General features: G+C 72.6%; 23 protein-coding genes. 11 read left to right on the forward strand and 12 right to left on the reverse strand.

The window, feature by feature from the left end; genetic code table 11:
* Positions 1-86: 86 nt before the first annotated feature.
* Both H5397_RS03880 and H5397_RS03885 read left to right on the forward strand, forming a co-directional pair.
* Entirely contained in the window at positions 87-1,829 is a 1,743-nt protein-coding gene (locus tag H5397_RS03880) for an AMP-binding protein (RefSeq protein WP_182814993.1), read from the forward strand.
* Positions 1,830-1,839: 10 nt separating this feature from the next.
* Complete coding sequence (locus H5397_RS03885; RefSeq protein WP_182814994.1) at positions 1,840-3,021, forward strand: MFS transporter; 1,182 nt, start codon at positions 1,840-1,842, stop codon at positions 3,019-3,021.
* On the opposite strand, the gene H5397_RS18755 is transcribed toward H5397_RS03885, so the two are convergent.
* Genes H5397_RS18755 through H5397_RS03910 form a run of 5 tightly spaced genes read right to left on the reverse strand, consistent with a single transcriptional unit; the run spans position 2,987 to position 7,696 of the window.
* Complete coding sequence (locus tag H5397_RS18755) at positions 2,987-3,319, reverse strand: DUF3017 domain-containing protein (RefSeq protein ID WP_182814995.1); 333 nt, start codon at positions 3,317-3,319, stop codon at positions 2,987-2,989. The genes H5397_RS03885 and H5397_RS18755 overlap by 35 nt on opposite strands.
* Positions 3,316-4,176, reverse strand: a complete 861-nt coding sequence (locus H5397_RS03895) for a bifunctional methylenetetrahydrofolate dehydrogenase/methenyltetrahydrofolate cyclohydrolase (RefSeq protein WP_182814996.1) — start codon at positions 4,174-4,176, stop codon at positions 3,316-3,318. Before H5397_RS03895 ends, H5397_RS18755 begins: the two co-directional genes overlap by 4 nt.
* A gap of 12 nt (positions 4,177-4,188) precedes the next feature.
* Positions 4,189-5,745 (reverse strand): bifunctional phosphoribosylaminoimidazolecarboxamide formyltransferase/IMP cyclohydrolase, encoded by a 1,557-nt coding sequence (gene purH, locus H5397_RS03900; RefSeq protein ID WP_182814997.1) that lies wholly within the window; start codon positions 5,743-5,745, stop codon positions 4,189-4,191.
* A gap of 12 nt (positions 5,746-5,757) precedes the next feature.
* Positions 5,758-6,333 (reverse strand): phosphoribosylglycinamide formyltransferase, encoded by a 576-nt coding sequence (gene purN / locus H5397_RS03905; protein ID WP_182814998.1) that lies wholly within the window; start codon positions 6,331-6,333, stop codon positions 5,758-5,760.
* A gap of 4 nt (positions 6,334-6,337) precedes the next feature.
* A complete protein-coding gene (locus tag H5397_RS03910; RefSeq protein WP_220491968.1) occupies positions 6,338-7,696 on the reverse strand; it encodes a DUF6350 family protein in 1,359 nt (452 codons plus the stop codon).
* Between H5397_RS03910 and H5397_RS03915 the strand changes: the two genes are divergently transcribed.
* A complete protein-coding gene (locus tag H5397_RS03915) occupies positions 7,695-9,293 on the forward strand; it encodes a hypothetical protein (RefSeq protein ID WP_182815000.1) in 1,599 nt (532 codons plus the stop codon). The genes H5397_RS03910 and H5397_RS03915 overlap by 2 nt on opposite strands.
* Positions 9,294-9,305: 12 nt before the next feature.
* Here H5397_RS03915 and sucD read toward each other — a convergent pair whose 3' ends face one another.
* Positions 9,306-10,187, reverse strand: a complete 882-nt coding sequence (sucD, locus tag H5397_RS03920; protein WP_182815001.1) for a succinate--CoA ligase subunit alpha — start codon at positions 10,185-10,187, stop codon at positions 9,306-9,308.
* Between the two features lies 1 nt (position 10,188).
* A complete protein-coding gene (gene sucC, locus H5397_RS03925) occupies positions 10,189-11,373 on the reverse strand; it encodes an ADP-forming succinate--CoA ligase subunit beta (RefSeq protein WP_182815002.1) in 1,185 nt (394 codons plus the stop codon).
* A gap of 245 nt (positions 11,374-11,618) precedes the next feature.
* Here sucC and H5397_RS18760 point away from each other — a divergent pair, with 245 nt between their 5' ends.
* Complete coding sequence (locus tag H5397_RS18760) at positions 11,619-12,518, forward strand: M23 family metallopeptidase (protein WP_208091148.1); 900 nt, start codon at positions 11,619-11,621, stop codon at positions 12,516-12,518.
* A gap of 1 nt (position 12,519) precedes the next feature.
* Here H5397_RS18760 and pcrA read toward each other — a convergent pair whose 3' ends face one another.
* Positions 12,520-14,940 carry a DNA helicase PcrA gene (pcrA, locus tag H5397_RS03935; protein ID WP_182815003.1) on the reverse strand — a complete coding sequence of 807 codons (2,421 nt, stop codon included), beginning with the start codon at positions 14,938-14,940 and terminating at the stop codon, positions 12,520-12,522.
* Positions 14,941-14,986: 46 nt separating this feature from the next.
* Here pcrA and H5397_RS03940 point away from each other — a divergent pair, with 46 nt between their 5' ends.
* Together H5397_RS03940 and H5397_RS03945 are read left to right on the forward strand one after the other, a co-directional pair.
* Positions 14,987-16,216 carry a phosphatidylserine/phosphatidylglycerophosphate/cardiolipin synthase family protein gene (locus tag H5397_RS03940; RefSeq protein WP_182815004.1) on the forward strand — a complete coding sequence of 410 codons (1,230 nt, stop codon included), beginning with the start codon at positions 14,987-14,989 and terminating at the stop codon, positions 16,214-16,216.
* Positions 16,217-16,307: 91 nt separating this feature from the next.
* Positions 16,308-16,568, forward strand: coding sequence for a GlsB/YeaQ/YmgE family stress response membrane protein (locus tag H5397_RS03945; protein ID WP_182815005.1), 261 nt, complete (start codon positions 16,308-16,310; stop codon positions 16,566-16,568).
* 64 nt (positions 16,569-16,632) lie between these two features.
* On the opposite strand, the gene H5397_RS03950 is transcribed toward H5397_RS03945, so the two are convergent.
* Entirely contained in the window at positions 16,633-17,343 is a 711-nt protein-coding gene (locus H5397_RS03950; RefSeq protein ID WP_182815006.1) for a response regulator transcription factor, read from the reverse strand.
* Complete coding sequence (locus H5397_RS03955) at positions 17,340-18,611, reverse strand: ATP-binding protein (RefSeq protein WP_182815007.1); 1,272 nt, start codon at positions 18,609-18,611, stop codon at positions 17,340-17,342. The genes H5397_RS03950 and H5397_RS03955 overlap by 4 nt, the downstream gene beginning before the upstream one ends.
* Positions 18,612-18,698: 87 nt before the next feature.
* On the opposite strand from H5397_RS03955, the gene H5397_RS03960 reads away from it, so the two are divergent.
* Genes H5397_RS03960 through H5397_RS03970 form a run of 3 tightly spaced genes read left to right on the forward strand, consistent with a single transcriptional unit; the run spans position 18,699 to position 20,330 of the window.
* Positions 18,699-19,877 (forward strand): PspC domain-containing protein, encoded by a 1,179-nt coding sequence (locus H5397_RS03960; RefSeq protein ID WP_182815008.1) that lies wholly within the window; start codon positions 18,699-18,701, stop codon positions 19,875-19,877.
* Positions 19,874-20,053 carry a hypothetical protein gene (locus H5397_RS03965; RefSeq protein WP_182815009.1) on the forward strand — a complete coding sequence of 60 codons (180 nt, stop codon included), beginning with the start codon at positions 19,874-19,876 and terminating at the stop codon, positions 20,051-20,053. Before H5397_RS03960 ends, H5397_RS03965 begins: the two co-directional genes overlap by 4 nt.
* Before the next feature lie 37 nt (positions 20,054-20,090).
* Positions 20,091-20,330, forward strand: coding sequence for a PspC domain-containing protein (locus tag H5397_RS03970; protein ID WP_182815010.1), 240 nt, complete (start codon positions 20,091-20,093; stop codon positions 20,328-20,330).
* Between the two features lie 4 nt (positions 20,331-20,334).
* Here the strand turns inward: H5397_RS03970 and H5397_RS03975 are convergent, their stop codons facing one another.
* A complete protein-coding gene (locus H5397_RS03975) occupies positions 20,335-21,216 on the reverse strand; it encodes an oxygenase MpaB family protein (RefSeq protein WP_182815011.1) in 882 nt (293 codons plus the stop codon).
* A 119-nt stretch (positions 21,217-21,335) separates the two neighbouring features.
* On the opposite strand from H5397_RS03975, the gene H5397_RS03980 reads away from it, so the two are divergent.
* On the forward strand, positions 21,336-21,629 hold the full coding sequence (locus tag H5397_RS03980) for an RNA polymerase sigma factor (RefSeq protein ID WP_220491969.1): 294 nt from the start codon (positions 21,336-21,338) through the stop codon (positions 21,627-21,629).
* Positions 21,630-21,663: 34 nt separating this feature from the next.
* A complete protein-coding gene (locus tag H5397_RS03985) occupies positions 21,664-23,319 on the forward strand; it encodes a long-chain-fatty-acid--CoA ligase (protein WP_309224268.1) in 1,656 nt (551 codons plus the stop codon).
* Positions 23,320-23,349: 30 nt separating this feature from the next.
* Here the strand turns inward: H5397_RS03985 and guaA are convergent, their stop codons facing one another.
* Positions 23,350-24,903 (reverse strand): glutamine-hydrolyzing GMP synthase, encoded by a 1,554-nt coding sequence (guaA, locus tag H5397_RS03990; RefSeq protein WP_375539405.1) that lies wholly within the window; start codon positions 24,901-24,903, stop codon positions 23,350-23,352.
* Positions 24,904-24,961: the final 58 nt, after the last annotated feature.

The raw sequence follows: 24,961 nt of genomic DNA on the forward strand, positions 1-24,961 counted from the left end.
TGGTCGGTGGGCGTCCGCGGGGCCGGGGCGCGCCAACCCGTGGCACAACCTACGGGCCCGTAGGTTGAAGCCCTAGAGTGACGCCCATGACCTACGCCGGCCGCCCCGCAACCTCCGCCACGGACGCCGTCCGCGCCGCCCGCGACTTCCTCCTGCACCACCCCCACGACTACGACACCGTCGTGCGCGACTTCGCCTGGCCGCGGCTGGAGGAGTTCAACTTCGCCCTCGAGTGGTTCGACGTGGTCGCCGGCGAGCACCCCGACCGCGCCGCCGTGACGATCGTCGAGGAGGCCACGGGCGAGACGCACTCGTGGTCCTACGGAGAGCTGGCCCGTCGCTCCGACCAGGTCGCCTCGTGGCTCGTGGACCTGGGCATGCGCCCCGGCGACAAGATGGTCGTGATGCTGAACAACACCATCGAGCTGTGGGAGATCCTCATGGCGCTGATGAAGGTCGGCGCGGTGGCGATCCCCACCTCGACCCTGCTCAACGACGAGGACGTGGCCTGGCGCATCGCGACCGCCGACGCCCGGTTCGCCATCGCCCCAGTGACGCTCGCCGACCGGTTCGACCTCGCCCGGGCCGACACCCTGAAGATCGCCGTGCCCGCCACGTGGGCCCACGACGAGCCCGCCCCCGAGGGCTGGGAGCGCTGGGGAGCCTCGTTCGGGGCGTCCGAGGCCTTCACCCCGGCCGGGCCGACCCCGGCCGACGCGACGTCGCTGCTGTACTTCACCTCGGGCACGACGGCGCGCCCGAAGCTCGTGCGGCACACGCAGGTCTCCTACCCCGTCGCCCACCTGTCGACCATGTACTGGCTCGGCGTGAGCCCCGGCGACGTGCACCTGAACATCTCCTCGCCGGGCTGGGGCAAGCACGCGTGGAGCAACTTCTTCTCCCCCTTCCTGGCGCAGGCGACGGTGTTCATCCTCAACTACGAGCGGTTCAGCGCCGAGCGGCTGCTTAAGGTGATGGACACCCACCAGGTCTCGAGCTTCTGTGCTCCCCCCACGGTGTGGCGCATGCTGATCCAGGCCGACCTGACCCGCCTGTCCCGCCCGCCGCGCGAGCTCGTGGGCGCCGGCGAGGCACTCAACCCCGAGGTGATCAACAAGGTCCGCGACGCGTGGCACAACACCATCCGCGACGGGTACGGCCAGACCGAGATGACGTGCTGCATCGGCAACTCCCCCGGCCAGCCGGTCAAGACCGGCGCGATGGGACGCCCCATGCCCGGCTACCGCGTCGTCCTGGTCGACCCCAACACCGACGAGCTGGTGGAGGGCGCCGGCGAGGGCGAGATCTGCCTCGACCTGTCCTACCACCACGCCGGCCTGATGGGCGGCTACTACGAGGCGCCCGAGCTGACCGCCGAGGCCTGCCGCGGCGGGTACTACCACACCGGTGACATCGGCACCCGGGACGAGGACGGCTACATCACCTACGTGGGCCGCGCCGACGACGTGTTCAAGGCGTCCGACTACAAGATCTCGCCCTTCGAGCTGGAGAGCGCGCTCATGCTGCACCCGGCCGTGGCCGAGTGCGCCGTGGTGCCCTCCCCCGACGAGGTGCGCGGTGCCGTCCCGAAGGCCTACGTGACGCTCGCGGGCGGGCACGAAGGCGGCCGCGAGGTCGCGGCGTCCGTGTTCGCGCACTGTCGCGAGCACCTCAACGGCTACCAGCTGGTGCGCATCATCGAGTTCACGCAGGCGCTGCCGAAGACGATCAGCTCGAAGATCCGCCGGGTCGAACTGCGCGCCGCCGAGGCGCAGCGGGTCGAGGCGGGGCAGGATGAGGGGCAGTACTTCTACCGCGACTTCCGATGAGGTGACCCGCGTGGCCCAGCCGTGGCACCGCCTGGCCGCAGCGCTCGTGGCGGCCGGCTGGGGCGCGAACCAGTTCGCCCCCATGCTGCTGGTCTACCGGGCCGAGCGGGGCCTGACGGAACAGGCCGTCACCGGCATGTTCGCCGTCTACGTGGCCGGCCTCGTGCCCGCCCTGCTGGTGGCCGCGTGGTGGAGCCAGCACCACGGCAAGCGCCCGATGCTGCGCATCTCCACCGTCCTGATGCTGCTCGGGTCCCTCCTCCTGCTGGCGGGTGCGGACGCCCCGTGGCTGCTGGCCGCCGGGCGCGTGGTCGGCGGGGTCGGGATCGGCTTCGCGATGGGGCCCGGTACCGCGTGGATGAAGGAGCTCTCCGCCGGTGAGGTGCCCGGCACCGGCGCGCGCCGGGCGGCCCTGGCCCTGACCGGCGGGTTCGCGCTGGGCCCCCTGGCCGCCGGCATCGCCGCACAGTGGCTGCCGGCCCCGCTCCACCTCACCTACGCCCTCCACCTGGTCGTCCAGGCGGTCGCGACCGTCCTGGTCTGGAACCTGCCCGAGCTCGACCGGGGTGACCACCCCACCCCCTCGGTGGGGCGCGTGGTCCGGCACGTGACCCAGGGCTGGTTCCTGCGCGCCGTGCTGCTCACGGCGCCGTGGGTGTTCGGCTGCGCCTCGGTGTCGTTCGCGGTCATGCCCTCGGTGATCGGACCGCTCCCCGGGCTGCCGCGGATCGCCGCCGCCGGCGCGCTCGCCGGCCTCACGCTGGGCACGTCGGTGCTGCTTCAGCCGTCGACGAAGCGGTGGGCGACCAGCCACCCGGGCCGGGTGACCGCCCTCGGCATGGGGGTCACGGCGCTCGGCATGGGCCTCGCGACCGCCGCAGCGCTGTGGCCGGCGTGGTGGTGGCTGCCGCTCATCGCCGTGGTGCTGGGCTCCGCCCACGGGCTGGTCCTGGTGGGCTGCATGACCACGGTCGAGCTCAACACGCCGCAGGAACTCATGGCGGCGACGACCGCGGTGACCTACTGCCTGACCTACATCGGGTTCCTGTCGCCCTACGTGATCGCCGTGCTGTCGCTGGTCGGCCCCGCCTGGATCGCGCTCGCCGCCGGGGCCGGCATCGCGGCCGTGACCACGGCCTGGCTGGCCGCACAGCGGCTCACGGCTGCGGGGGGACCACCAGCGACAGCGTGACGATGCCGGCGCCGAGCAGGCCGAGGCAGACGACGTCCACCCACCGCTTGCGCACGTTGAGCAGGCCGACCCGGTCCTCGGGCAGGAACGCCCGGAGCAGCGTGGCGACGACGAACGTGGCCCCGATGGTGAACGACCCGCGCTTCCAGTGGCTCAGCCCCACCCACGCCAGCCCCACCGAGATGCCGACGAGCACCACGAACAGTGGCCACTGGCCGAGGACGAGCTGGTACCACGGGCGCGGGGCCCGCGGCCCCTGGGCGGGCGACCAGGGGCCCCCGGGGTCGGCGTGGCTCACGAACCGGACGCTACCAGCGCCTCCGCGCGGTCCACGACGTTCGACAGCAGCATCGCGCGGGTCATCGGCCCGACCCCGCCCGGGTTGGGGGTGACCCACGCGGCCTTGTCCCAGACGTCGGGGGCCAGGTCACCCACGGTCTTGCCGTCGACGCGGCTGACGCCGACGTCGAGGCAGACCGCACCCTCGCGGATCATGTCGGCGGTGACCATGCCGGGGACCCCGGCGGCCGCCACCACGATGTCGGCCCGGCGGGTGTGGTCGGCCAGGTCGCGGGTGCCGGTGTGGCACAGGGTCACCGTGGCGTTCTCGGAGCGGCGCGTCAGGATCAGGCCCAGGGGGCGACCCACCGTGATGCCGCGGCCGACGACCACGACCTCGGCGCCCTTCCACCCCACGCCGTGGCGCCGGACCAGCTCGACGATGCCGCGCGGGGTGCACGGCAGGGTGGCGGGCTCGTTGAGCACGAGGCGTCCGAGGTTGATGGGGTGCAGGCCGTCGGCGTCCTTGTCGGGGTCGATCAGCGACAGCGCCCAGTTCTCGTCGAGGTGCTTCGGGATCGGCAGCTGCACGATGTAACCCGTGCAGGCGTCGTCGGCGTTCAGCCCCCGGATCGCCTCCTCGACCTGCGCGGCCGTGGCGTCGGCGGGCAGCTCGACCCGGATCGAGGAGATCCCCACCTGCTCGCAGTCACGGTGCTTCATGCGCACGTAGTTCTGCGAGGCCGGGTCCTCCCCGACCAGCACGGTGGCCAGCCCGGGCACGACGCCCCGCTCGCGCAGCGCGGCCACGCGGGTGGTCAGCTCGGTCTTGATCGCGGCGGCGGTGGCCACCCCGTCCAGCTTCTGTGCGGTCATGTCAGCGTCCGATCAGTGGAAGAAGTGGCGGGTGCCGGTGAAGTAGAGGGCGACGCCCTTGTCCCGGCACAGGGCGATGGTCTCGTCGTCGCGCACCGACCCACCGGGCTGGACGATCGCCTTCACCCCACCGTCGATGAGGATGGCCGGCCCGTCGCTGAACGGGAAGAACGCATCGGACGCCGCCACGCTGCCGGCGGCGCGCTCGCCCGCGCGCTCCACGGCCAGCTTGCAGGAGTCGACGCGGTTGACCTGGCCCATGCCCACGCCCACCGACGCCCCGTCGGAGGCGAGCAGGATGGCGTTCGACTTCACGGCCCGGCACGCGCGCCACGCGAAGGCGAGGTCGGCCAGCGTGGCCTCGTCGACGGCGTCGCCGGCCGCGAGGGTCCAGTTCGCGGGGTCGTCGCCGTCGGCCTCGATGGTGTCGGCGTGCTGCATGAGCATGCCGCCGGTGATCGGCTTGAGCTCGACGCCGCCTCCGGGGTAGTCGGGCGCGACGAGGATGCGGATGTTCTTCTTGCGGTTGAGGACCTCGACAGCACCGTCCTCGTAGCCGGGGGCGATGATCACCTCGGTGAACACCTCGGCGACCTGCTCGGCCATGGCCACGCTCACCGGACGGTTCGCCGCGATGACCCCGCCGAACGCCGAGACCGGGTCGCAGGCGTGGGCGCGGCGGTGGGCCTCGGCGATGTCGGCGCCGACCGCGATGCCGCACGGGTTGGCGTGCTTGATGATCGCCACCGCGGGCTCGGCGAAGTCGTACGCCGCGCGGTAGGCGGCGTCGCCGTCGGTGTAGTTGTTGTAGCTCATCTCCTTGCCGTGCAGCTGCTCGGCCTGGGCGATGCCGTCGGCCCCGTGGCCGTTGCGGTACAGCGCGGCGGGCTGGTGGCTGTTCTCGCCGTAGCGCAGCGACCCGGCCTTCGACCAGGTCGCGCCGACCCACGCCGGGAACCCGTCGCCGTCGGAGGAGTCGGTCAGGACGTTGCCCATCCACGAGGCCACCGCGACGTCGTAGGTGGCCGTGTGCACGAACGCGGCCGCGGCGAGCGCCTTGCGCTGCTCGAGGGTGAAGCCGCCGGCAGCGAGCGCCTCGGTCAGCTGCCCGTACTGCTCGGGCGAGGTGATGATCGCCACGCTCGGGTGGTTCTTCGCGGCCGCACGCACCATCGAGGGCCCGCCGATGTCGATCTGCTCGACGCACTCGTCCGGCGAGGCGCCGGAGGCGACCGTCTGCGTGAACGGGTAGAGGTTGCTGACGACCAGGTCGAAGGGCTCGACGCCGAGCTCACCCAGCTGCGCCACGTGGCTGTCGAGGCGGCGGTCGGCCAGGATCCCGGCGTGCACGCGCGGGTGCAGCGTCTTCACGCGCCCGTCGAGGCACTCGGGGAATCCGGTCAGCTCCGAGACCTCCGTCACCGGCACGCCCGCCTCGGCGAGCAGCTTGTACGACCCGCCGGTGGAGACGACCTCGACGCCGGCGTCAGCCAGGGCGCGACCCAGGTCGGCCAGGCCGGTCTTGTCGTACACCGAGACCAGGGCCCGGCGGATGGCGATGCGATCCATGTTCCTTCTTCCTCAGTTGCGCGCCGCGGCGAGCGCGTTCACGGTGTCGACGAGCAGGCGGCGCTCGGCGACCTTGATGCGTTCGTGCAGGGTGTCCTCGGTGTCCCCGGGCTCCACCCGGACGGCCACCTGGTCGAGGATGCGGCCGGTGTCGACCCCGGCGTCCACCTCGAAGATCGTGCAGCCGGTGACCTTCACGCCGTGGGCCAGCGCGTCCCGGACGCCGTGGGCGCCGGGGAAGCTGGGCAGCAGGGCGGGGTGCGTATTGACGAAGCGGCCGGCGAAGCGGTCGAGGAACGCCGGGCCGCACAGCTTCATGAAGCCGGCGCTGACCACCAGGTCGGGGGTGTGGGCGGCGCAGGCCTCGGTGAGGGCGGCGTCCCAGTCGGCCCGCTCGGCGAAGTCGCCGAGCCGCACGACGAAGGTGGGGACGCCGGCCCGCTCGGCACGGGCCAGGCCCTCGATGCCGGGACGGTCGGCGCCGACGGCGACGACCTCGGCCGCGAGGTCACCGGACGCCTGCGCGTCGAGCAGTGCCTGCAGCAGGGTCCCCGCACCGGAGACCAAGACGAGGAGCCGCAACGTCATGGGCTCACCCTATTGCAGCGGGCTCCTCGACCGGCGCCGGGGTCGACCGGCGGGAGAGCCACAGGGCGCGGCCCAGCCCGTACAGGGCCCCGGCCGCGGCCAGCGGCAGGGTCGCCCAGAGCAGCAGGTCGGGCAGGCGGGGGCCCATCCCGGCGAGCCGCTCGACGCCGAGGTCGCCGCCGGAGAACAGGGAGAACACGATCCAGGCCAGGCCGGGGGCGACGCCGGCGACGGCCCCCTGCCACAGCCCGGTCAGCCAGGCGTGGTCGCTGCCCCGCAGCAGCCACCACGCGGACGCCGCGGCCGCGGCCAGCCCGACCACCAGCCACGCGTGGTCGGCGACGCCGGGGACGCTCGGGACGGCACCCAGGACGGGGATCGCCGGGAGGACGGTGGGTTCGACGACGCCGGGGGCGACCAGCCCCTCGGGACCCAGGGTCACCCCGGCGCCGAGGACGAAGGCGCCCGCCCACGCGAGCAGGTTGGGCAGGTAGGCCACCTGCACGAGGGTGAGCACGACCGCGCCCACGCCGTCGGGCGCCAGCGCCCCGTGGAGGTCGCTCACGCGGTCGAGGTGGGCGACCAGGGTCATGACGAGGGCCGCGAGCGAGCCCAGCGCGAGGACCCCGACACCCAGGCCGATGGCGCGCGGGAGGCGGCGCGTCCACGCGGGGAGGCCCTCGAACAGGTCGAGGCCCAGGCCCAGCACGGCGCCGGGCGCGGCCCCGGCCAGCGGGACGAGCAGCAGGCCCGGGATCGCCTGGCCCAGCTGCCCCGGGCTGCCGACCACCACGGCGAGGATCCCGCCGACGAGCACGTACGCGCCGACGCACGCCCCCACGACGCTCGCCCACGCGATGGCCCGCTGCGAACGGGGGGCGCCGTCCTCGAGGTCGTACTGCGCCGCGGCGTGGTGGGCCGCGAACCCGCACCCGAGCGCCAACAGCAGCGTCGCGCCCAGCGGGACGAGCCGGACGGTCGCACCGGCCAGCCCACCCGGGACGCCGTGCAGCACCAGCCAGCCCTGCCCGATCGTGCCGAACACCTCGGCGGCGGGGACGTGCACGGCGGTGAGCCACGAGACGCTGACCAGGGCACCCACGAGCACCCAGCCGACGAGGGCCACGGCCGCCGTCCACGCCACCGCGGCGAGCAGCCACGGGACGGCCGGGAACCGGGAGTGCTCCTCCGGCGCCGGCTCGCTGGGAGAGGCCACGGTGAGGCCCACGGGCGTGTGGCGGGGGTCCAAGGGCGTGCGCATGATGGGTCCATGGTCGCCCGCGGGGCGCGTGGTGGCCGTGGGGACACGCCCCTCCTTGGTAAAGTCGGGGCGTTCAGGAGGCACGACGAACGGGAGGAACATGTCCGAGCAGGGTGACCCGACCCCGCGCCGTGCGCTGCCGCCACGCGACGACGAGCCCGAGGACGCCGTCGACGACGGTCCCGCCCCGCGTCGCGGCGAGTGGTCGGCGACCGGCCCCGGCGCCGAGTCGACCCCTTCCCGTGCCGGCACCCCGATCCCGCCGCCCGCCGTCCTGCCCGTCCCCGACGTCGCGCCCGCGAGCGCCGGCCGCCGATTCTCGGCGGTGGACCTGCCCGAGGACGAGGACCGGCCGCTCCCCCGCCGCTCAGCCCTCTCCCCGGCCGCGACCCGGGCGATGTCCCCCCGCACCCCCGACAGCCCCGTCGCCCCCGCCGCCGATGCGCCCGCGCCGCGCAGCTACAAGGGCTTGGCCATCGGCATCGTCGCCGCCCTCGTCGTGGCCGCCATCGCGATCACCGCTTTCGTGCTGGCCAACCCGGGCTCCGGGCGTCCGGCCCCGACCCCCACCCCGACGGTCGACCCCGTGGCCACCTACCTGCTGCAGCCCGAGGACCTGGCCGCCGTCCGCCCCGACGTGACCTGGACCGCTGCGGCGACGGTCACCGAGCCCGACGCGTCCACCCCGGCCGCGAAGTGCCTGGCCCCCGTGCTCGAGGCCGAGACTCAGCCGGTGGACACCATGGTCCGCACCTTCTCCCCCGAGAGTGGTGCGGCCGCCGGCCTGCTCCACCAGGTGGAGACCTACGCCACGCCCGAGGAGGCCGTCGCGGCCTACGCGGCACGCGCCGAGCAGCTGGGCACGTGCGAGCGCAACACCGCCTGGGTGCAGGCCGGCGCCCAGGTGACCGGGCTGTCCGACGAGGCCACCGGTTCCACGCTCGTGCTCCAGGGCGAGACGCCCGAGTACCACACGCTGCTGCTGAGCCGCACCGGCACCCGGGTCAACATCGTCGACGCCACCCAGGCCGAGGCCGCCCTCGAGCCGGCCGCGCTGCTGCCGGTCCTCGCCGCGGTGTCGACGCGCCAGTGCACCGACGCGGGCACCTGCCCGGCCTCCCCGGCCACCACCCCGGGCGTCCCGCCGGCCGTCGAGCCCCTCGGCTACCTCGCCGGGGTCGACCTGCCGCGCATCACGGCCGGCGCCGGCGTGTGGCGGGGTGCCCCGATGTCGGCCGCGGTGAACACCACCGGCTCGCGTTGCGAGGGCATCGACCTCAAGACCGCCCCCGCGGGTGCGGTGAAGGTCCAGGAGCGCACGGTCCTGTTGCAGGACGACGCCGCGGCCCCGCCCCTGTTCGGGGTCGACGAGCTCGTGATCTCCTACAACACACCCAAGGAGGCCAACGCGTTCGCGGCGTCGCTGTCGGCCAACATCGACGACTGCGCGGCCCGCACCGGCACGGCCGAGGTGGCGCGCACCGCCGACCTGACCGGCCCCGGCACGGGGCCGGCCTGGGTCGTGACCCGCAAGACTGACGAGGCCGACTCCACCGCCCGGTACCGGGTCGCGGTGATCGCGGCCGGCAACCACGTCATCTACCTGATGGCCAACCCGACGCCGGAGTTCGACTTCGCCGACGACGCGTGGCACGGGGTGGCGCTGCGCGCGGCCGAACGCCTCACGCAGCTGCCCTGACCCCGCGGGGCCTCAGCGGCCCTTCATGATGTCGCGGACCAGCTGGGCGGTCTCGCTCGGCGTCCGGCCGACCTTGACGCCCGCCTTCTCCAGCGCGACCTTCTTGGCCTGCGCGGTGCCCGACGACCCCGACACGATCGCGCCCGCGTGGCCCATGGTGCGGCCCTCGGGTGCGGTGAAACCGGCGACGTAGGCGACGACCGGCTTGGTGACGTGCTTGCGGATGTACTCGGCCGCACGCTCCTCGGCGTCGCCGCCGATCTCGCCGATCATCACGATGGAGTCGGTCTCGGGGTCCTCCTCAAACGCGGCGAGCGCGTCGATGTGCGTGGTCCCGATGACCGGGTCGCCGCCGATGCCGATGCAGGAGCTGAAGCCGATGTCGCCCAGCTCGAACATCATCTGGTAGGTCAGCGTGCCCGACTTGCTCACCAGGCCGATGTGGCCCGAGCGCGCGATGTTCGGCGGGATGATGCCCACGTTGGAGCGCCCGGGCGAGATGAGTCCGGGGCAGTTGGGCCCGATGAGCCGCACGCCCTTCTCCTCCGCCGCCGCGCGGAACTCGGCGGTGTCCTTGACCGGGATGCCCTCGGTGATGACGACGACGAGCTCGATGCCGGCGTCGATGGCGTCCATGACGGCCTGCTTGGCGAAGGGCGGCGGCACGAACACGCAGGAGACGTTGGCGCCCGTGGCGTGCTTGGCCTCCCGCACGGTGTTGAACACCGGGATCGGGTCCTCCTCGAAGGTCACCGACTGCCCGCCCTTGCCGGGGGTCACGCCGGCCACGACCCGCGTGCCGAACATCAGCATGCGGTTGGTGTGCTTGCGCCCCTCGGTGCCGGTCATGCCCTGCACGATCACCTTGCTGCGGTGGTCCAGCCAGATGGCCATGTCACTTCCCTTCCATGGCCGCGCTGGCCAGTTCCGCGGCCGTGCGGGCCGCCTCGTCCATCGTCTCGACCACCTTGACCAGCGGGTGCGCGTACTCCTCGAGCATCGCGCGGCCGACCTCGACCGCGTTGCCGTCCAGGCGCACGACGATCGGCTTGGAGGCCCGGTGGCCCAGCTGCTTGAGCGCCTCCCGGATGCCCTTGGCGACCTCGGAGCAGGCGGTGATGCCACCGAACACGTTCACGAACACGACCTCGACCTGCGGGTCGGACAGGATGATGTCCAGGCCGTCGGCCATGACCTGCGCCGAGGCGCCGCCGCCGATGTCGAGGAAGTTGGCCGGCTTCGGGCTGCCCGGCAGGTCCTCGCCCGCGTAGGCGACCACGTCGAGCGTGCTCATCACGAGGCCCGCGCCATTGCCGATGACGCCGACCTGGCCGTCGAGCTTGACGTAGTTGAGGTCCTTCTCCCGGGCGCGCAGCTCGAGCGGGTCGATCGCGGTGGCGTCGACGAGCTCCTCGCGCTCGGGGTGGCGGAAGTCGGCGTTGTCGTCGAGGGTGACCTTGCCGTCGAGCGCGATGATCCGCCCGTCCCCGGTCTTCACCAGGGGGTTGACCTCGACCAGCGTGGCGTCCGCCTCGCGGTACACGTCACCCAGCTTGACCAGCACGTCGGTCACCTGGTCGGCGATGTCCTCGGCGAACCCGACCTTGGCGACGATCTCGGACGCCGCGGCCTCGTCCAGGCCCGTGCGGGGGTCGAGGTTCAGCTTGACCAGCGCCTCGGGGCGCTCCTCGGCCAGCTGCTCGATCTCGACGCCGCCCTCCAGGCTGCACATCGCCAAGTAGTTGCGGTTGGCGCGGTCCAGCAGCACCGAGAAGTAGTACTCCTCGGCGATGTCGGCACCCTCGGCGACCATGACGGCCTCGACGAGGTGCCCCTTGATGTCCATCCCCAGGATCGCGCGGGCGTGCTTCTCCGCCTCGTCGGGCGACTTCGCCAGCTTGACGCCGCCGGCCTTGCCGCGGCCGCCGACCTTGACCTGCGCCTTGACGACCACGACGCCGCCGCCCAGTTGCTCGGCTGCGGCCCGGGCCTCGCCGGGTGTGCGGGCCACGATGCCCCGCAGCACCGGGACGCCGTGGGCCTCGAAGAGGTCCCGCGCCTGGTACTCGAAAAGATCCATGATCTCCCGTCCTCGTGCGTGCCGCCTCGGCGCGGCAACTCCCGCACGAGGGTACCGGCCGCCCCCAACCCGTGGCACCCCCCCCCTCACGGGGGGGGCGTTGCCACGTCCTCGAGGGGCGTCCGCGACAACAAGCTGAGAAGATTTCTGAGAATCACACAGGAACTGCTAGGGTCTCCTTGGCCCCGTAGGGAGGGGCTGCCGGGGGATCACCCGGCGGAGAGTTTCTCAGGAAGGCACACCGCGTGGCACGACAGGTCCAAGGCTCCTACCAGCCTCGCTGCGCCATCGTCGACCCCGACCAGGCCTTCAACGACGAGACCACCCTCCCCCGTCGCCTCGCCCGCCGCAGCCGCTTCGTGCGTGGCGGCATCGCGCTGGGTGCCGCCGGCATCGTCGGCGCCCTGGCCGTGATCACCCCCGGCCTGGCGCAGAACGCCGCCGCCAGCAACGCCCCCGCGCCCACCGTCGTCGGCGAGGTCGACCCCACGGTCCGCGTGGGCACCACCGACGCCTTCGTCACCCGCGCCGCCTCCACCGACCGCGACCTCTCCCGCGAGGAGCAGGCGTCGGTCTCGGTCAGCGAGGCCGTCACCCAGCGCGCCGCCCAGCTCGACGAGGTGGGCCAGAAGGTCGCCGAGGCGCAGGCGTCCGTCGCCGCCCAGGTCCGCAGCGAGACCCTCGCCAACACCGGCACCGCGATCGACGCCGAGGCCGAGCGGTTCGCGTCCATGAAGTTCTTCTGGCCGACCGAGGGCGAGATCAGCTCGCCGTGGGGCATGCGCCTGCACCCGATCCTGCGCTACACCCGCCTGCACGGTGGCGCCGACATCGGCGGTGCCGTGGGCGCCCCGATCTACGCGGTCGCCGACGGCGTCGTGACCAAGGCCGCCCAGGGCTACAACGGCGGCTCGGGCAACAACGTGCGCATCGACCACGGCCAGATGGACGGCCAGAACATCGAGACCTCGTACCTCCACATGAACTCGATCTCGGTCTCCGACGGCCAGAAGGTCAAGAAGGGCCAGCAGATCGGCACCGTCGGCAACACCGGCCTGTCGACCGCCCCGCACCTGCACTTCTCGGTGTACGTGAACGGCGCGAACTCCGACCCGGCGCCGTTCCTCTACGCCGGGCGCCGCTGACCTACAGCTTCTCCATCGGTGCGTGCTTGACCGACAGCTTCTTCAGGCCCGCCGACCCGAAGTCGACGATCACCTTCAGCTTGTCGCCGGCACCCTCGGTGGCCGTCACGCGGCCCATCCCGAACGTGGTGTGCAGGACCTTGTCCCCCGTCGCCAGCGCGGCCACGACCTTGGGTGCGGCCGGCTTGGAGCCGAACCCGACCGTGCTGCGCCACGACTGCTCGTTGCGGCGTGAGGCGCTGGACGCCCAGCCCCCGACCTGGCTGCCCAGGCGGCGCCAGTCCACCAGGTGCGCCGGGATCTCGCCGATGAACCGGCTCGCCGGGTTGTACTGCGGCTGGCCCCACATCACGCGCACGGTCGAACGGGTCAGGTAGAGCCGCTGGCGGGCGCGCGTGATCCCGACGTAGGCCAGGCGGCGCTCCTCGGCCAGCTCGGCGGGGTCGGTCATGGCCCGCATGTGCGGGAAGATCCCGTCCTCGAACCCGGTCAGGAACACCACGGGGAACTCCAGGCCCTTGGCGGTGTGCAGCGTCATCAGGGTGACGACGCCCTGGTCGTCGTCGGCGTCGGGGATCTGGTCGGAGTCGGCCACCAGCGCCACCCGCTCCAGGAAGGCCGGGAGCGAGTCGTCGGGTTCCGGCGAGCCCAGCAGCCCCGACTCCCCCGGGCCGACGTCCTCGGTGTGCGCCGCGGCGACGAACTCGCCGGCGACGCTGACGAACTCGATGACGTTCTCCAGGCGGGTCTGGTCCTGCGGGTCCTCGGAGTGCTCGAGCTCGTCGAGGTAGCCCGAGGCAGCCAGGATCGAGGACAGGATCCGGTCCGCGCTGGTGCCGTCGGCGACCATCGTGCGGTGCTCGGCCATCATGGCCGCGAAGGACGCCAGCTGCTTGGCCGAGCGCGGGGCCAGGCCCTGGACCTCGTCGATGCGGTCGAGCGCCTCGCCGAAGGGGATGCGGTGCTCGGCGGCGAACGCCTCCACCAGCGCCTCGGCACGCTCGCCGATGCCGCGCTTGGGCACGTTCAGGATGCGGCGCACGCTGACGTCGTCGGCCCGGTTGGCGATCGAGCGCAGGTAGGCGATCGCGTCGCGCACCTCCCGCCGCTCGTAGAACCGGACGCCCCCGACCACCTTGTACGGCAGCCCGACCCGGATGAAGACCTCCTCGAACGCACGGGACTGCGCGTTGGTGCGGTAGAAGACCGCCACGTCGGAGTACCGGCCGCCATCGTCGACCAGGCGGTCGACCTCGGTGGCCACGAACTGGGCCTCCTCGTGCTCGGTGTCGGCGACGTACCCGGTGACGAGGTCGCCGTCGCCCGCGTCGGACCACAGCCGCTTGGCAGGACGCCCCTCGTTGCGCTCGATCACCGCGTTCGCCGCGGTGAGGATCGTCTGGGTCGAGCGGTAGTTCTGCTCCAGCAGGATCGTGCGCGCACCGGGGAAGTCCTCGCCGAACGCGAGGATGTTGCGGATCGTCGCGCCCCGGAACGCGTAGATCGACTGGTCGGAGTCGCCGACCACCATCAGCTCGGGCGGCTCCTGCTCGCCCTCGACGCCCTCGGCCGCGCCGCAGAGCTCGCGCACGAGCACGTACTGGGCGTGGTTGGTGTCCTGGTACTCGTCGACGAGCACGTGCCGGAACCGGCGGCGGTACTTCTCCCTCAGGTCAGGGTTCGCCTGCAGCAGGTGGACCGTCGTCATGATGATGTCGTCGAAGTCGAGGGCGTTCGCGGCCACGAGGCGGCGCTGGTACTCCGCGTAGGCCTCGGCGTACACGGCGTCGTTGCCCGACCCGGCGTCCCGGGCGGCCGACTCGAAGTCGACCAGTTCGTTCTTCCAGTTCGACACCGCGTTCATCACGGTGCGCACCGGGTAGCGCTTGGGGTCGAGGCCCATGTCGCGGCACACGAGCGACATCAGGCGTTTGGAGTCGGTGTCGTCGTAGATGGAGAAGGTGCGCGACATCCCGAAGCGGTCGATGTCGGAGCGCAGGATCCGCACGCACGCCGAGTGGAACGTGGACACCCACATCAGGCGCGCCCGGTTGCCGACCAGCTCCTCCACGCGGTGGCGCATCTCGGCGGCGGCCTTGTTGGTGAAGGTGATCGCCAGCACCGAGCCCGGGTGGACGCCCCGCTCCCCGATCAGCCACGCGATCCGCCGGGTCAGCACCCGCGTCTTGCCCGAGCCCGCGCCGGCCACGACCAGCACCGGCGAACCGGCGTGGACCACGGCCTCCTTCTGCGGCGGGTTCAGGCCCTCCAGCAGCTCCTCGGGCGTCGGACGCCGGCGCTTCGGCTCGCGGGCGGGCACCGCGTCGGCCGCACCCGCGGCGTCCGGACGGGCCCGCAGCACGGGCGCGGACTCGGGCTCGGGCGGGGCGTCGAACGAGAAGAGGTCGGGCAGGTCAGTCATGGCCCGGCCAGCCTAGTTGAGCAGCGGCGTCGACTACTGTGTGCCCATGGTGATCGGCGGGTTGAGGACGGCCGTCAAGTTCGGTCTGGCAGGTCTGGCCACCGCGCAGGCCGCGGTGATCGCGACCCTGATGATCGCGGACCGCCGTCGCCGGCGCGGACGCCAGCACGTCGGCTTCCCCACCGCACCTCCGCAGACGATCCCGGCCGACGAGACCGAGGTGACGGTGTACACCAAGGGCCGCGACCTCTACGACGACATGATCGCGGCGATCGACGCCGCCGAGGACACCGTCCTGCTGGAGACCTACATCTGGAAGGGCGACCGCACCGGCCAGCGGTTCAAGCGGGCGGTGACGGCCGCCGCCGACCGCGGCGTCGACGTCTACCTCGTCTACGACTGGTTCGCGAACCTCGTGGTCGCGCAGAAGTTCTTCGAGTTCGACCCGCGCATCAACGTGCTGCGCCACCGACCCTGGACGGGGCTGCGCGGCTTCCCGGTGCGGGCCCCCGGGCTCAACCACCGCAAGGTACTGGTCGTCGACGGCGAGGTCGGGTTCCTGGGCGGCTACAACATCGGTTCGGAGTACGCCACCCGCTGGCGCGACACGCACATGCGGCTGTCCGGCCCGGCGGTGGCCGACCTCGAGAACGCGTTCGTGGACTACTGGAACCAGACCAAGTCAAAGAAGCACAGCCCGCTGCCCCAGCCCGAGGAGCGGCAGTGGGAATCCCCCATCACGCTGGCCCGCAACGTGCCCAGCCTCGGGGTCTACCCCATCCGTTACATGTACCTGGAGGCCATCGACCGGGCCCGCGAGCGGATCTGGCTGACCCACGCCTACCTGATCCCCGACGACGACCTGATCTTCGCCCTGGTCGAGGCGGTCGAACGCGGCGTCGACGTGCGGATCATCGTCCCCGCCGAGTCCAACCACGTCGTGGCCGACTGGCTGAGCCGGGTCTCCTACCACGCCCTGCTGAGCCGCGGGGTGCGCGTGTTCCTCTACCAGAACGCCATGGTGCACGCGAAGACCGCCACCATCGACAGCGTGTGGTCGACGATCGGCACCGCCAACATCGACCGGCTGAGCCTGGTCGGCAACTACGAGCTCAACGCCGAGATCCTGGACGCCGGCATCGCCGGGATGATGGAGGACATCTTCGCGATGGACATCGGCAACTGCCGGGAGCTGACGCTCGAGGAGTGGGAGGCCCGCCCGCTCGCCGCGAAGGTCTCCGAGGCGATCATCGCGCCGCTGCGCCCCCTGCTCTGACCCCGACCAATCCCGGGGTGCACCTGATTGAACCCTGAAGATACGGCGTGTGGCTAGCCACTTCGATTTTTCCTGCGTTACGGTTCCTCACATGGGAATCATCGGATGGATTGTTCTGGGCCTCCTTGCCGGGGCCATTGCCAAGGCGATCATGCCGGGCACCCAGGGCGGCGGCTGGCTCGCCACGCTCGTCCTCGGCGTCGTCGGCGCCCTGCTCGGTGGCTTCATCGGTAGCGCGATCTTCAACATCGGTCTGGACACCTTCTGGAGCCTCCAGACCTGGATCGTCGCCATTCTCGGCGCGCTGCTGGTGCTGGTCATCTGGGGCTTCGTCACCAAGAACCGTCGCTGACCTCGTACACACAAGGACGGCCCCGGGGGATTTCCCCCGGGGCCGTTCTGCGTCCGGTGACGGATCAGACCAGCTTGCGGTCGGTCGCCCAGCGGGTGAGCTGGTGGCGGTTGGACAGCTGCAGCTTGCGCAGCACCGAGCTGACGTGGGTCTCGACGGTCTTGATCGAGATGAACAGCTCGCGGGCCACCTCCTTGTAGGCGTACCCCCGCGCGATCAGGCGCAGCACCTCGCGCTCGCGCTGGCTCAGCCGGTCCAGCTCCTCGTCGATCGAGGCGATGTCGATGGCGCCGGAGAAGGCGTCCAGCACGAAGCCGGCGAGCCGGGGCGAGAACACCGCGTCCCCGTCGGCGACGCGGCCGATCGCCTCGACGAGCTCGGGGGCCGAGATCGACTTGGTCACGTAACCGCGCGCCCCGGCGCGGATCACGCCGATGACGTCCTCGGCGGCGTCCGACACCGAGACCGCCAGGAAGCGGGTGTCGGGCAGCGTGGCGTGCACCTGCTTGATCACCTCGATGCCGCCACCGCCGGGCATGTGCACGTCGAGGAGCACGACGTCGGGCGTCGTCCGCGTGATCGCCTCCACCGCGGTCGGGACGTCCTCGCCCTCGCCCACGATCGTGACGTACGGGCCGATGTCGTGCTTCACGCCGCTGCGGAACATCGCGTGGTCGTCCACGACGACGACCCGCCGCTGGCGGCTGGCCTGCCCGCCGCCCTCGGGCTGCGTCGGCTGGGCCGGCGTGGTCTCGGGGCCGGTCTGTTCGGTCATCGCCTCATCTCCAGTGTCACTTCGGTTCCTCGTTCCGCCGACGACCGGATCCGGGCCACCCCGTGGTGGCGCGCCATCCGGTCGAGGATGCTGCCGCGGACGCCCATGCGGTCCTCGGCGATCTGCTCGGTGTCGAAGCCCCGCCCGCGGTCACGGACGAACACCTCGACCAGTTCCTCTGAGACCTCAGCGTAGACGTCCACCGTGGGGGCGCCCGAGTGCTTGGCCGCATTCAGCACGGCCTCGCGGGCGGCGCACACGAGCTCGCGCAGCGCCGGGGTGAGGTCGACGTCGTCGCCGACGGTGATGGTCTCGACCTGGACCGGGAAGTTGTCCTCGACCTCCAGCGCCGCCTCGAGCAGGGCCGCGCGCAGGGTGTCGGCGCCCTCGTCCTCGCCGTAGAGCCACTCGCGGAGCTCGCGCTCCTGGCGGCGGGCCAGGCGGGCGACCTCGCGGGGGTCGTCGGCTTGGCGCTGGATCAGGGCCAAAGTCTGGAGCACCGAGTCGTGCAGGTGGGCGGCCATGTCGGCGCGGGCGTCGGAGAGGAGCTTGGCCTCGCGGAGCGCCACGAGCGCCCGGCGGGCCCGCAGCGCCCACGGGGCGGCCAGCAGCACCAGGCCGGCCACGAACAGGCCGAGCCCGACGAGCAAGACGCCCAAGGTGTCCATGGCGGGCATCTGCAGCAGCGTGAGGGTGATCGCGGCGCCCAGCGCGAGGAGGGCGACCACGTGGGCCAGCACGACCGTCCAGTGCGCGGCCACGGTGCGGAACCAGCTGCGCCAGCCGTGCGCCTGGTCCGAGGCCGTGCCCCGGGCCCGGTCCGCCTGCCACCACACCAGCCCGGCGGCCAGGCTCGCGAGCGCCGCGATCAGCAGCCACACCGGGGAGGCTCCCCACCCGAGCGCCTGCAGCAGCCACATGCCGCCGCCGGTCACGAGCGCGAGCGCGACCACCTGGCCGACGTCCCCGCCCCGTGGGCCGGTCGCCTCCTGCGTCCGCATGCCCTGCCGGGTGGCGGCGTCGACCCCGGGGGCCCGCCGCGGGCCCGTCACGGGCGGGATCACGAGCCACAGCAGGAGGTAGACGCCGACCCCGAGGAACTGCCACGCGGCCAGCACGGCGAAGATCGCCCGCAGCACGAGGGGGGCCACGCCGAGGTGCTCGCCCAGTCCCGCGGCCACGCCGGCGACCTGGGCGCGCTCGACTGGGCGCGCGAGGCGGCGCGGCTGGCGTGCCGCGACGTCGTCCCCGTTCGTGGCCTCGAGCATGGCACCCAGCCTAGGGGTCGGCGGGTCAAGGGGCCCTCTCGGGGGAACCCTGAGGGTTTCCGCCGCCCCCCGGACAAGAATGGGGGCATGCCCAACCTCCCCGTGCGTGACCGCTCGGACGCCAAGCTGCTCGGCGTCTGCTCGGCGCTGGCGCGCACGTGGGCGATCGACCCCCTGGTGGTCCGGGTCGCCTTCGTGGTGGTGGGGCTGCTGACCAACGGGTTCGTCCTGGCCGTCTACGCGATGCTGTGGGCGATCCTGCCCGAGCGCGGCGGCGTCGCCCCGCTCCACCGGATGCTCCCCTCCGCCCGGTCCTGGTCGTGGGGCACGCTGGCAACCATCGCCCTGCTCGTCACCGCCGTCGCCGCGGCGGCCACCGGCACCGGCCCCGGCGCGTTCGTCATCTTCGCTCTCGCGTGGCTGATCCTGCGGTTCGGCTTCGCCGGCAGGGGGCCGGGGGCCCGGGCCGCCCAGGCCCCGCTCCCCCCGCCCGTGCCCACCACCCCCTTCGAGCGTTACGCCCAGGTCTGGCAGCAGCGCCTGGCCAACGTCGACGCCGGACGCCCCGCGGACTGGGTCCCCGACGTCGAGGCGGCCGACCCGGCCGGCCTGTACGCGGCCGACAGGCCCTGGGACGCCCCCGCCGCCCGCCCGTCCGCCCCGACCACGCGTCGCCGCGGCCTGCGCACCTGGCTCGGCATCCTCGTGGCCCTCGGCGTGACGTGGGCGGCGCTCTCGTTCGCCACGGCGTCGGGCGAACCCGTCGGCACGCTCGCCTGGTCGGCGGCCACCCTCGTGGTCCTGGGCCTCGCGCTGCTGTTCTCCGCGCGCTCCACCCCGAAGGTGTCGGGGCGCCCGTTCCTCCTGCTGCCCGTCACCGTGCTGGTCGCCGTCGGCACCCTCGTCGCGCTGGTCCCCGGCCAGCTGGTGTCCGACGCCCGCCGCGCCGTGGGGGCCGACGCGACCTCCGCCGCCGACGTCACCCACCTGCCCATCGGCGACCACACCGTCGACCTGTCCGGCCGCGGTCCCGCCGGTGGCGCCCTGCGCTACGAACTGCCGATCGGCGACCTGGTCGTCGTCGTGCCCCGCGAGGGCAACGTCGTGGTCACCGGCTCGGCCGGCGTCGGCGACGTGACCATGCCCGACGGCACCGGCGACGGGTTCAAGGTCGAGCGCGAGTGGCGGCGGGTGACCGACCCCGACGCCCCGGTCCTCACCATCGAGGCCGCCGTCGGCGCCGGCGAGATCGAGGTGCGCTCATGAGGCCCCGCACCGACGTCGTGGCGCTGGTCGTCGGCCTCGTGGCCGTCGCCCTGGGCGCCCTGGGCCTGTGGGCCGCCTTCGGCACCGTCGACTGGGGCGCGGTCGCCGTGGCCGCCCCGGCGTCCCTGGTGGTGTTCGGCCTCGTCGGCCTCATCGCCTCCCGCGGCAAGTCCTGATTTCCCGCACGACCCCACCACCCAGAGAGGAACCACCATGGAGACCAAGTTGACCCGCAGCCGTTCGAACAAGATGATCGCCGGCGTCTGCGGCGGCCTCGCCCAGCAGTTCAACGTCGACGCCAACCTGCTGCGCGTGCTGTTCGTGCTCGCCGGCATCTTCCTGCAGTTCGGCTGGCTCATCTACGTCGCGCTCTGGCTGCTGCTGCCCTACGAGGACGGCGGCCCCACGGGCTTCGACGCCCTGCGCAAGCAGTTCGGCCAGTCGAGCAACTGACCCCTCACGAGGCGGGCGGCGGTGCGGACCGCCGCCCGCTCTCCACGCCTGCGAGTCCCCACCGCACCGTGGCGGCGCCGACGCGCCCCAGCGCCCGGCCGACGGGCACCGGCACCCGGGTGCCGATCAGGTCGCGGGCCCAGTCGGGCAGCACGGCGATCCCCCCGGCGGCCAGCATCCAGTAGCCCGGCCGGGCCGCCCACGGCAGGGGCGGCGTCCGCAGCAGGAAGTCGATCGTCTCGGCGGCCGCGTTCGTGAGCTCGAGCTCGGGCAGGAACGACGCGATGACCTCCTCGAGCCCCGCCACCGAGGTCGGCGGCTCGGGCACCCCGAGCAGGCGCGCGGAGACACCGGTCTGCGCGACGTAGGTGTCGGCGTCCGCGTCGGAGAGGGGGCGCGGGCCGTAGGCGCGGTGCGTCCACAGGAAGGCCGCGATCTCGGCGACGTGGATCCAGGTCAGCAGGTGGGGGTCGGAGGCCCGGTAGGGGCGTCCGCGCTCGTCCTTGCCCCGCACCCGCTCGTGCACGCCGCGCACCTGGGCGATGAGCGCCTCGGCGTCAGGGATCGTGCCGTAGGTGACCACCGCGATGTAGTTGCTCGTGCGGTGGAGCCGCCCCCACGGGTCGCCCTTGTAGCCGGAGTGGCCCGCCACCCCCGCCATCGCGAGCGGGTGCAGCGACTGCAGCAGGAGGGCGGCGACCCCGCCGGGGAACATCGCCGCGTCCTCGTGCACCCGCCAGATCGGGTCGGTCGGCACGAACCAGCGCTGGCCCGGCGTGCCCCAGATCTGCAGGCCGCGCTCCCCCGCGTCGCTGCCCGCCACCTTCGAGCGCAGCACCTCACCGAGCGCGCGCTGGGCGACACGGACTCCGGGCACGGGACTCATGGAACCCATCGTGCCCGATCGCGCAACGCCCACAATGGTGTCGTGGCCCCTCCTCGGACTCGACGATCCGACCGTGCAACCTTCCGCGCGGCCCGGGGCGTGGGAAGGGTATGACAGCGATGTCCCCACCCACCCGATCCACCGAGGGACAGGCCCTCGGGTTCGAGGAGTTCGTCGAGCTGCACCAGGTGTCGCTCCGACGCTTCGCCCTCGCGCTCACCGGCAACCCGCACGACGCCGATGACCTGCTCCAGGACACCCTGGTGAAGCTGTACCTGGCCTGGCACCGGCTGGAGGACCACGCCGACCTGCGGGCCTCACCTGCACGATGGGCCCTCGACGGGGTCACGTGCACCAACGAGGCCACCGGGCACTCCTTCCACCTCAACCGCGCTGAGGTCACCCTGAAGTGACCCGCGGCATCCGGGATGCGGGACAATGGCGGGCGTGACCAAGCCTGAGTGGACCAAGAACTACCAACCCGGCGTCCCGGCCGAGATCGACCTGCCGGACGAGCCCCTGAGCGCCATGTTCGCGCGCGCCGCCCGCAAGGGCGGCAAGCGCGTGGCGCTGGAGTTCTTCGGCGCCACCACCACCTACCGCGAGCTCGCCGACCAGGTCGACCGGGCCGCGGCGGGGCTGGCGGCGCTCGGCGTCGGTCCCGGCGACCGGGTCGCGATCGTCCTGCCCAACTGCCCCCAGCACGTGGTCGCCTTCTACGCGGTCCTGCGCCTGGGGGCGGTCGTCGTGGAGCACAACCCGCTCTACACGGCGACCGAGCTGGCCACGATGTTCGCCGACCACGGCGCGCGCGTCGCGATCGCCTGGGACGTCGCCGTGCCGAAGCTGCCCACGGTCGAGCACGTGGTCGCGGTCAACCTGCTCGAGGCCTTCCCGACCGTCAAGCGGCTCGCCCTGCACCTGCCCGTGCCGAAGCTGGCCGCCACCCGCAAGCGGCTGCACGCCAAGGCTCCGGGCACCACGCCGTGGAAGCAGCTGATGGCGCACAAGCCGATCCGCAACTGGGCCGAGCCCACGGCGTCCGACCTCGCGGTGGTGCAGTACACCTCGGGCACGATCGGCGCCTTCAAGGGCGCCATGCTCACCCACCGCAACCTGTACGCGAACGCGCTGCAGGGCGCGGCGTGGATGAAGGACGCGAAGGACGGCAAGGAGACCATCTACGCCGTGCTGCCGATGTTCCACGCGTTCGGGATGACGCTGTACCTGACGTTCGGGATGCTGAAGCGGGCCCGGATCGTGCTGTTCCCGACCTTCGACGTCGACATGGTGCTCGACGCGGCGAAGAAGCGCCCGCCGACGGTGTACTGCGCGGTGCCGCCGATCTACGAGAAGACCGCCCGCCGGGCCATCGAGCGCAAGGTGTCGCTGAAGTCGGCGCGGTTCTGCATCTCGGGCGCCATGAAGCTGACCGACCCGGTGGTGGAGCTGTGGGAGTCCGTCTCCGGCGGCCTGCTCGTCGAGGGCTACGGCCTCACCGAGACCGCCCCCGTGGCGCTGGGCAACCCCTTCTGGCCGACCCGGCGCACCGGGACCATCGGGGTGCCGTTCCCCTCGACGCTGATGAGGGTGGTCGACCCCGACGACCCGACCCGCGAGGTCGCGCAGGGCGAGGAGGGCGAGCTGCTGCTCAAGGGCCCGCAGGTGTTCTCCGGCTACTGGAACGCCCCCGAGGAGACCGCGAAGGCGCTCCTGCCCGACGGCTGGCTGCGCACCGGTGACGTCGTGGTCGTGGACGCCGACGGTTTCACCACGATTGTGGACCGGCTCAAGGAGATCATCGTCACCGGCGGGTTCAACGTCTCGCCCTCGGAGGTCGAGCACGTGCTCGTGGAGCACCCCGACATCAGCGACGTCGCCGTGGTCGGCCTGCAGACCGAGTCGGGCGAGCAGGTGGCCGCCGCGGTCGTGCTGCGCGAGGGCGCGCACCTGGACGTGGCGGCGGTGCGCGCCTGGGCCAAGGAGCGGTTGGCGGCCTACAAGGTGCCGCGGTCGTTCGTCGAGGTCGAGGAACTGCCGAAGTCGATGCTGGGCAAGGTGCTGCGCAAGCAGGTCCGCGAGTCGATCACCTCAGCGAGCTGAACCGGGGGTCGGCGGCGGTGCCGCCGGCCCTCACTCCCACTCGATGGTGCCCGGCGGCTTGCTGGTCACGTCGAGCACGACGCGGTTGATCTCGCGCACCTCGTTGGTGATGCGGGTCGAGATCTTCTCGAGCAGCTCGTACGGCAGGCGCGACCAGTCGGCGGTCATGGCGTCCTCGCTGGAGACGGGGCGCAGCACGATCGGGTGGCCGTAGGTGCGACCGTCGCCCTGGACGCCGACGCTGCGGACGTCGGCCAGCAGCACCACGGGGAACTGCCAGACGTCGCGGTCGAGGCCCGACTTCGTGAGCTCCTCGCGGGCGATGGCGTCGGCGTCCCGGAGCAGGTCGAGCCGCTCGCGGGTGACCTCGCCGACGATGCGGATGCCGAGGCCCGGGCCGGGGAACGGGTGGCGCCAGACCATCTCGTCGGGCAGGCCCAGCTCGGTGCCCACCGCACGGACCTCGTCCTTGAACAGGGTGCGCAACGGCTCGATGAGCGTGAACTGCAGGTCGTCGGGCAGGCCGCCGACGTTGTGGTGGCTCTTGATGTTGGCCGCACCCTCGCCACCGCCGGACTCGACCACGTCGGGGTACAGCGTGCCCTGCACGAGGAACTCGATGTCCTCGGCCTCGCTGATGTCGCGCACGGTGGACTCGAAGACCCGGATGAACTCCCGACCGATGATCTTGCGCTTCTCCTCGGGGTCGGAGACCCCGGCCAGCGCCCCGAGGAACTGGTCCTCGGCGTCGGCGACCACGAGGTTGATGCCGGTGATGCGGACGAAGTCCTCCTTGACCTGCTCGCGCTCCCCCTTGCGCAGCAGGCCGTGGTCGACGAAGGCGCAGGTCAGCTGGTCACCGACCGCCTTGTGCACCAGGGCGGCGGCCACGGCGGAGTCGACCCCGCCGGACAGCGCGCACAGCACCTGCCTGTCGCCGACCTGCTCGCGGATCGCGGCGATCGACTCCTCGACGATGTTGGCGGCCGTCCAGTTCGGCTCGAGGCCGGCGACGTCGTAGAGGAACTGGGCCAGCACCTGCTGGCCGTGCTGGGAGTGCAGCACCTCGGGGTGCCACTGCACGCCGGCCAGGCGGCGCTCGGGGTCCTCGAACGCGGCCACTGGGGCGCCGGCGGTGTGGGCCAGGACGGAGAAGCCCTCCGGCGCGCGCTTCACCGCGTCGCCGTGGCTCATCCAGCTGGAGAAGGAGTCGGGCAGGTTGTCCAGCAGCGTGCCGCGCTCGACGACGGTCGTGGGCGTGCGGCCGAACTCGGAGACCCCGGTGCGGGCCACCTCGCCGCCGAGGGCGGCGGCCATGGCCTGGAAGCCGTAGCAGATGCCGAACACAGGGATGCCCAGCTCGAACAGCCGCGGGTCGACCTGCGGCGCGCCCTCGGCGTACACCGACTGCGGCCCGCCCGAGAGCACCACCGCGGCGGGCTGGCGGGCCGCGATGGCCTCGACCGACGCCGTGTGCGGGACGATCTCGGAGTACACCTTCGCCTCGCGGACGCGGCGGGCGATGAGCTGGGCGTACTGGGCGCCGAAGTCCACGACGAGGACGGGCGCGTGCGTGGCTTCCACGCTGGCTGCGGTCATGGTGGGAATCCTAGTGGCGCGGCGGCCGCGGCCCGACGGCCGT

This window comes from Propioniciclava sp. MC1683, assembly GCF_014164675.1.
Classification (GTDB): Bacteria; Actinomycetota; Actinomycetes; order Propionibacteriales; family Propionibacteriaceae; genus Propioniciclava.